Here is a 7,623-nt window from a genome sequence, read left to right as displayed (position 1 = left end):
TCCGGTTTCCCCGTTAAAGGAATTGAGTGGATATAATTTATTATATCAACAAGAGTGGTAACGCGGGATAACTCTCGTCTCTTATTTAAGAGATGAGAGTTTTTTTGTATTCAAATAATTATTATCGAAGTTAAAAAGGAGGAAATTAAATGGATTGTGAAAAAATATCGATTTTAATGGAGGCCTTGCCATATATTAAAAAATTTAAAGGTAAAACATTTGTAATAAAATATGGCGGGAGTATAATGCAGAATGAAAATTCTAAAAAGGCATTTATCGAGGATGTAGTTTTGCTCAAACTTGTAGGAATAAATGTAGTGATAGTACATGGTGGTGGCCCAGATATTTCAAATTTCTTAGATAAATTTAAAATAGAGAATAGTTTTATTAATGGTCTAAGAGTTACAGACAAAGATACCATGGAAGTAGTTGAAATGGTATTGTCATCCAAAGTAAATAAAGATATAACTTCAAAATTATGTATGCATAACATAAGTGCTATTGGTATTAGTGGAAGAGATGGAAATTTAATTCAATCTCAGAAAAAATACATTCTTGAAGGTGATGAAAAATTAGACATTGGATATGTAGGAGAAGTAAAAAGTATTAACAAAAAATTATTAATGGATTTACTTGAACAAAATAATTTGCCAGTAATATCTCCTATTGGATGTGACTTAGAAGGCAACATGTATAATGTTAATGCTGATTATGTAGCCGCTTCTATAAGTTCTTGCTTAAAAGCAGAAAAATTAATTCTTTTAACAGATGTAAGGGGAATTTATAAAAATCTAAATGATGAATCAACATTTATATCAAGTCTAAGTGTGGACGATATAAAAGAATATATAAAATCAGGAAATATAAAAGGGGGGATGATACCAAAACTTGAGTGCTGTGCTGATGCAATAGAGGGTGGAACAAAAAATATCCACCTTATAGATGGGAGACAAGAACATAGTTTGCTTTTAGAGATATTTACAAATACAGGGATAGGTACAATGATAAAAGGAGGAGTTAAACATGCCAGTTAATTTAAAGGGGAGAAGTTTTTTAACGTTAAAACACTTTACGCCAGAGGAGATAAAATATCTATTAAATTTATCTAAGGATTTAAAAGCAAAAAAAAGAGCTGGAATAAAGGGCAATTTATTGGAAGGAAAAAATGTTGTTTTATTATTTGAAAAGACGTCAACTAGAACTAGATGTTCCTTTGAAGTTGCTGCATTAGATGAAGGCGGTCATGTAACGTTTTTAGGGTCTAATGATAGTCAAATGGGAAAAAAGGAATCTATAGAAGATACAGCTAAGGTACTTGGAAGATTTTATGATGGAATAGAATTTAGAGGTTTTGAACAAGAAACTGTTGAGATATTAGCACAAAATGCTGGAGTACCAGTATGGAATGGATTAACAGATATGTATCACCCAACTCAAATATTAGCAGATTTTCTAACAATTATGGAACATGTAAACAAACCTATTAACGAAGTTAAGTTTGTTTATGTTGGAGATGCTAGAAATAATATGGGTAATTCATTGCTAATAGGTGCATCTAAAATGGGAATGAAATTTGTTGCCCTTGCCCCAAAATCGTTATGGCCATGTGAGGAATTAGTAGAAGAGATGCAACATGTTGCAAATAAAACAGGAGCAACAATAACATTAACTGAGGATATGGATGAGGTTAAAGGTGCAGATGTAATATATACAGATGTTTGGGTATCTATGGGTGAAGAAGATATGTTTGAAGAAAGAATAAAGTTACTTATGCCATATCAAGTAAACATGGATATGATAAACAAAACTGAAAATAAAAATATAATATTTATGCACTGTTTACCAGCATTTCATGATTTAAACACTAAGGCAAGTATGGAAATATACGAGAAATTTGGAATTAAAGAAATGGAAGTTACAGATGAAGTTTTTAGATCTAAACATTCAGTTGTATTTGATGAAGCTGAAAATAGAATGCATACTATAAAAGCTATAATGGTTGCTACAATAGGGAACATCTAAATTTTGAAATAAAGGGGGCATAAATATGGCAGATAATAATGTAATGGATACTTATTCAAGATTTGATGTAGTGTTTGAAAAAGGCTTAGGTAGTAAAGTTTATGATATAAATAATAAAGAATATATTGATTTTGTTTCTGGAGTTGCAGTTAATTGCTTGGGTCACTCTAATCCAGTCATAATAAAAGCTATAAATGATCAAAGTAATAGTTTAATGCATATATCAAATTTATATTGGAACACAAAGCAATTAGAACTTGCACAAAAACTATGTGTTTATAGTAATCATAATAAAGTTTTTTTCTGTAATAGTGGAACAGAAGCTGTTGAAGCAGCTTTAAAGCTTGCAAGAAAGTACGGATTAGAAAATGGTGGGAATTATAAAAATGAAATAATATTTATGGATAATTCATTCCATGGAAGAAGCCTTGGAGCCCTTGCTGTTACAGGTCAAGAAAAATATCAAAAGGATTTTATGCCACTTATGAAAGGTGTAAAAAGTGCTAAGTTCAATGATATTGAAGATATAAAAAATAAAATAAATGAAAACACATGCGCCGTTATAATTGAGCCTATCCAAGGAGAAGGGGGCATAGTAGTTGCACAAAGTGATTATTTAAAAGAACTAAGTTATTTATGTAAAAAACATAATGCACTTTTAATATTTGATGAAATTCAGTGCGGTATAGGAAGAACAGGTAAATTATTTGCATATGAAAATTTTGAAGTTATTCCTGATGTAATATGTCTTGCAAAGGGGTTAGGTGCAGGATTTCCTATAGGAGCTATAGTTGCAACTAAAGAGGCAGCTAGTGCATTTGTTCCTGGTGATCATGGTAGTACTTTTGGAGGAAATCCACTTGCATGTTCAGTAGGAATAGCAGTTTTAGAAGAATTAATGTATAACGATGTATTAAATAAAGTAGATAAAAAAAGTAAATATATTATAAATAAGCTTTCGAAATTAAAAAGCAAATATAAGGGAATAAGTAAAATTCAAGGTATAGGGTTAATGCTTGGAATAAAACTTACAATAGATAAAAGTAAATTTATTAATAAGTGTTTTGAAAAAGGACTTTTAGTAGCAGGTGCAGGAGAAGATGTAGTTAGAATAATTCCAGCATTAAACATATCAAATGAAGAAATAGATAAAGGGATAGATATAATAGATGAAGTTTTAAATGAATTAATATAAAAGAGGTGATTAGATGAAGGCAGTTTTATATTTAGAAGATGGAAGTATATATGAAGGTGAAGGTTTTGGGAAAATAGGAACGACTTTTGGAGAACTTGTATTTAATACATCGATGACAGGGTATCAAGAAATACTAACAGATCCTTCTTATGCTGGTCAAATAATAAATATGACATATCCACTTATAGGAAATTATGGAATAAATGAAGTTGAAAGTGAATCATCAAAAATATATGCTAAGGGATTAATAGTTAAAAACATATCTCAAAATCCTTCAAATTACATGAGTAAAACAAATATTGATGAAATGCTTAAGAACATGGGTATTGTTGGAATTTACGGTATAGATACAAGAAGTTTGACTAAAAAGATTAGAAATTCAGGCGTTTTAAAATGTGTAATATCTCACGAAGATTTATCTATAAATCATTTAAAAAACACTTTAAATAAATATGAATCTAAAGGCGATATGATGAAAGATGTTAGTACAAATGAAATAATTCATATAAAAGGAAATGGTCAAAAAGTAGCTTTAGTAGATTTTGGAGTAAAGGCAAACATAGTTAATAATTTGAAATTAAGAGGGTGTGACATAACAATATTTCCTCATAATGCTACATATGAAGATATTATGAGTATAAAACCTGATGGAGTATTATTGAGCAATGGGCCTGGAGATCCCAAAGAAGCAAAAGAGGCTATAATAACCACACAAAAAATCATAAAAGATGTACCTATATTTGGAATTTGTTTAGGTCATCAAATACTTGCTCTAGCTGTTGGCGGAGATACCTATAAAATGAAATACGGACATCGTGGAGGTAATCATGGGGTATATGATATAGAAAAAGATAAATCATATATAACTTCTCAAAATCACGGATATTCAGTGGATTCAGATAGTATAAAAGACAAAGATATGGTAGTTACTCATATTAATTTAAATGATAATACAGTAGAAGGAATGAAGCACAAGCATCTTCCTGTTTTTTCAGTACAGTATCATCCAGAAGGATCCCCTGGACCACAAGATTCTTCTTACTTATTCGATAATTTTATGTCTATAATGAAGGGGGAGAAATAATGTCAGTAGATAAAAGCATTAAAAAAGTTTTGATTATAGGATCGGGACCTATAATTATTGGCCAGGCTGCAGAATTTGATTATTCAGGTACTCAGGCCTGTAGAGCAATTATGGAAGAGGGAATAGAAACTATTCTTGTAAATAGTAATCCTGCAACAATAATGACTGATATGAGTATTGCTAGTAAAGTTTATATAGAGCCTCTTAACATAGAAGCTTTAGAACAAATTATAGAAAAAGAAAAACCAGATGGGATTTTAGCTGGTTTTGGTGGTCAAACAGCTCTTAATTTGGCTATGGACTTAGAAGATAAGGGAATCCTTAAGAAGTATAATGTAAGACTTTTAGGAACAGACAGCGATACTATAAAAAATGCAGAAGACAGAGAATTATTCAAAAACCTTATGACAGAAATCAATCAACCAGTTCCTATGAGCATAATAGCAAATGATATAGATACTTGTATAAATTTTGTTCAAAAATACGATTATCCTGTAATAATAAGACCGGCATATACCTTAGGTGGAACTGGGGGAGGAATAGCAAATGACTACGATGAACTTATAAAAATATGTGAAAATGGAATTAAAAGTAGCCCTATAGGTCAAATACTTTTAGAACAAAGCGTAGCAGGTTGGAAGGAAATAGAGTATGAAGTAATAAGAGATAAAAAAGACAATTGTATTATAGTATGTAATATGGAAAATATAGACCCGGTAGGAGTGCATACAGGTGATAGTATAGTTGTTGCTCCATCTCAAACATTGAGAGATAAAGAATATCAAATGCTCAGAAAAGCTTCTATAGATATAATAAGAAGCTTAAAAATTGAAGGTGGATGTAATGTTCAGTTTGCTCTTGATCCATTTAGCAATAATTATGTTGTAATTGAAGTTAATCCGAGAGTAAGTAGATCTAGTGCATTAGCTTCAAAAGCAGCAGGTTATCCTATTGCAAAAATATCGGCAAAAATTGCTATTGGATATAGTCTTGATGAACTTAAAAACTATGTAACAAAAAATTCAAGTGCATTTTTTGAGCCAACATTAGATTATGTAGTAGTAAAAATACCTAAGTGGCCTTTTGATAAATTTAGTAAAGCAACAAGAAAACTAGGAACTCAGATGAAGGCAACAGGGGAAGTTATGGCTATAAGCAGAAACTTTGAAAGTGCTATTTTAAAGGCAATAGGTTCACTTGAAACAAAATTCACTGGACTTAGAATACCAGATTTAATGAGTATGGATAAAAGTGAAATTATTGAAAAAATAAAAATGTGTGATGATGAGAGAATATTTGCTATATCACAAGCTATCAGACTTAATATAACTATAGATGAAATTTATGAATTAACAAAAATAGATAAGTGGTTTTTACATTGTATATACAATATTGTAGATATGGAAAATAAACTTAAAAAACAAAATACTGATGAAAAACTAATACATGAAGCTCAATCACTTGGGTTTACAGACAAGGAAATTTGTGAAATTTCTGGACTTAGTTCTGAACAACTAGATAAAATTAGAATTAGCAATAACATATATCCAGCTTATAAAATGGTGGATACTTGTAGTTGCGAATTTGACTCAAATACTCCATATTACTATTCCTGTTACGATGAAGAAGATGAAAGCATAGTATCTAATAATGATAAGATTTTAGTTATAGGATCAGGGCCTATAAGAATAGGTCAAGGTATAGAATTTGATTATTGCTGTGTTCATGGAGTTTGGGCAATAAAAGAATTAGGGTATGAATCTATTATTATAAACAACAATCCAGAAACTGTGAGTACAGATTTTGATACTGCAGATAAACTATACTTTGAGTCTTTATATATAGATGATGTTATGAATGTAATAAATAAAGAAAATCCCAAAGGGGTTATAGTTCAATTTGGAGGGCAAACTTCAATAAATCTTGCAAAAGAACTTTATGAAAAAAAAGTAAACATATTAGGAACATCATTTAATTCTATAGATTTAGCAGAAGATAGAGATAAGTTTGGGAAATTTTTAAATAATTTAGATATACCAGCTCCAAATGGAGAATCTGTGACAAATTTAAAAGATGCCCTAAATGTAGCTAATTATCTAGGCTATCCTGTAATAGTTAGACCTTCATATGTAATAGGTGGTCGTGCTATGCAAGTAGTTTATAATGATAGTTCGCTTGAAAAATATATAAATGAAGCAGTAAGTTTATCAAATGAATATCCTGTACTTGTAGATAAATACGTAAGAGGGATAGAAATAGAAGTTGATGCAATATGTGATGGTGACGACATATTAATACCAGGGATTATGGAGCATGTTGAAAAAACAGGAGTTCATTCTGGAGATAGTATAACTGTTTATCCAAGTCTAAACTTAAGCAAGCAAATTATAGATAAATTAGTAGATTATACAAAGAAAATATCTGAACAATTAAAAATAGTAGGTCTTATAAATATTCAATATGTATATGATGGAAAAGATATATATGTAATAGAAGTGAATCCGAGAGCCTCAAGAACTGTACCTATACTTAGTAAAGTAACTTCAACTCCAATGGTCAAAATTGCAGTAGAAGTTATGTTAGGTAAAAAATTAAGAAATATAGGATATGGAATAGGCCTTTTAGAAAACAAAGATTTATATGCCATAAAGATTCCTGTCTTTTCTAGTGAAAAACTTGCAAATGTTGATATGTACCTAGGTCCAGAGATGAAGTCAACAGGTGAAGTGTTAGGAATAGATAAAGATTTAGATAAAGCTATATACAAGGGATTTAGTTCAATAAATGTAAACATTCCTACAAAGGGCGGATTGTATGCATCTTTAAAGGATATAGATAAAGAAGAAGGACTTAATGTTATAAAAGAATATTATAATTTAGGGTTTAATATATATGCATCAGAAGGAACTAGTGAGTTTTTAAATAATAAAGAAATTAATTGTCAAAATATAGATTTAGACAATTTAGATAAGTTTATATGTGAGGGCAATATTGATATTATATTAAACACACCTACAAATGGTAATGATATAAAAACAGAAGGATTTAAGCTAAGAAAAAAGGCAACAGAAAGAAAAATAGCTATATTTACATGTATTGATACTGCAAAGCTATTTTTAAAAGCTATTAAAATAAAGAAAAATAAAGAAAAAATAGCCTACAAGCCCTTACAAAGTTATTTTAAATAATATATAAATTTGAGCAAGGTCCCATTTGGTAGTTGGCGATATGAGCGTAGCGAATTTTTTTATAAACATTGTATTATTTTCTAAGGATAATTAGTAGAAAATAATATAATGTTTTTTTATTATAATAAAGTAGT

General features: G+C 29.8%; 5 protein-coding genes. All 5 read left to right on the top strand.

The annotated features are described in order from the left end of the window. The first annotated feature begins 149 nt into the window (after positions 1 to 149). Genes argB through carB form a run of 5 tightly spaced genes read left to right on the top strand, consistent with a single transcriptional unit; the run spans position 150 to position 7,489 of the window. Positions 150 to 1,034, top strand: coding sequence for an acetylglutamate kinase (argB, locus tag BS62_RS13135; RefSeq protein ID WP_496491737.1), 885 nt, complete (start codon positions 150 to 152; stop codon positions 1,032 to 1,034). Further along, positions 1,024 to 2,022 carry an ornithine carbamoyltransferase gene (argF, locus tag BS62_RS13130; RefSeq protein WP_496491736.1) on the top strand — a complete coding sequence of 333 codons (999 nt, stop codon included), beginning with the start codon at positions 1,024 to 1,026 and terminating at the stop codon, positions 2,020 to 2,022. Before argB ends, argF begins: the two co-directional genes overlap by 11 nt. Before the next feature lie 25 nt (positions 2,023 to 2,047). After that, the gene (locus tag BS62_RS13125) at positions 2,048 to 3,217 is read left to right on the top strand and encodes an aspartate aminotransferase family protein (RefSeq protein WP_496491735.1); all 1,170 of its coding nucleotides are present in this window, start codon (positions 2,048 to 2,050) and stop codon (positions 3,215 to 3,217) included. 13 nt (positions 3,218 to 3,230) lie between these two features. Beyond that, positions 3,231 to 4,301, top strand: a complete 1,071-nt coding sequence (gene carA, locus BS62_RS13120) for a glutamine-hydrolyzing carbamoyl-phosphate synthase small subunit (protein ID WP_496491734.1) — start codon at positions 3,231 to 3,233, stop codon at positions 4,299 to 4,301. Then, positions 4,301 to 7,489, top strand: a complete 3,189-nt coding sequence (gene carB / locus BS62_RS13115; RefSeq protein WP_496491733.1) for a carbamoyl-phosphate synthase (glutamine-hydrolyzing) large subunit — start codon at positions 4,301 to 4,303, stop codon at positions 7,487 to 7,489. The genes carA and carB overlap by 1 nt, the downstream gene beginning before the upstream one ends. Positions 7,490 to 7,623: the final 134 nt, after the last annotated feature.

The organism is Sporacetigenium mesophilum DSM 16796, from assembly GCF_059569055.1.
The sequence above is the reverse complement of the archived record's forward strand: the minus strand, read 5'-3'. Positions and strand labels throughout refer to the sequence as shown.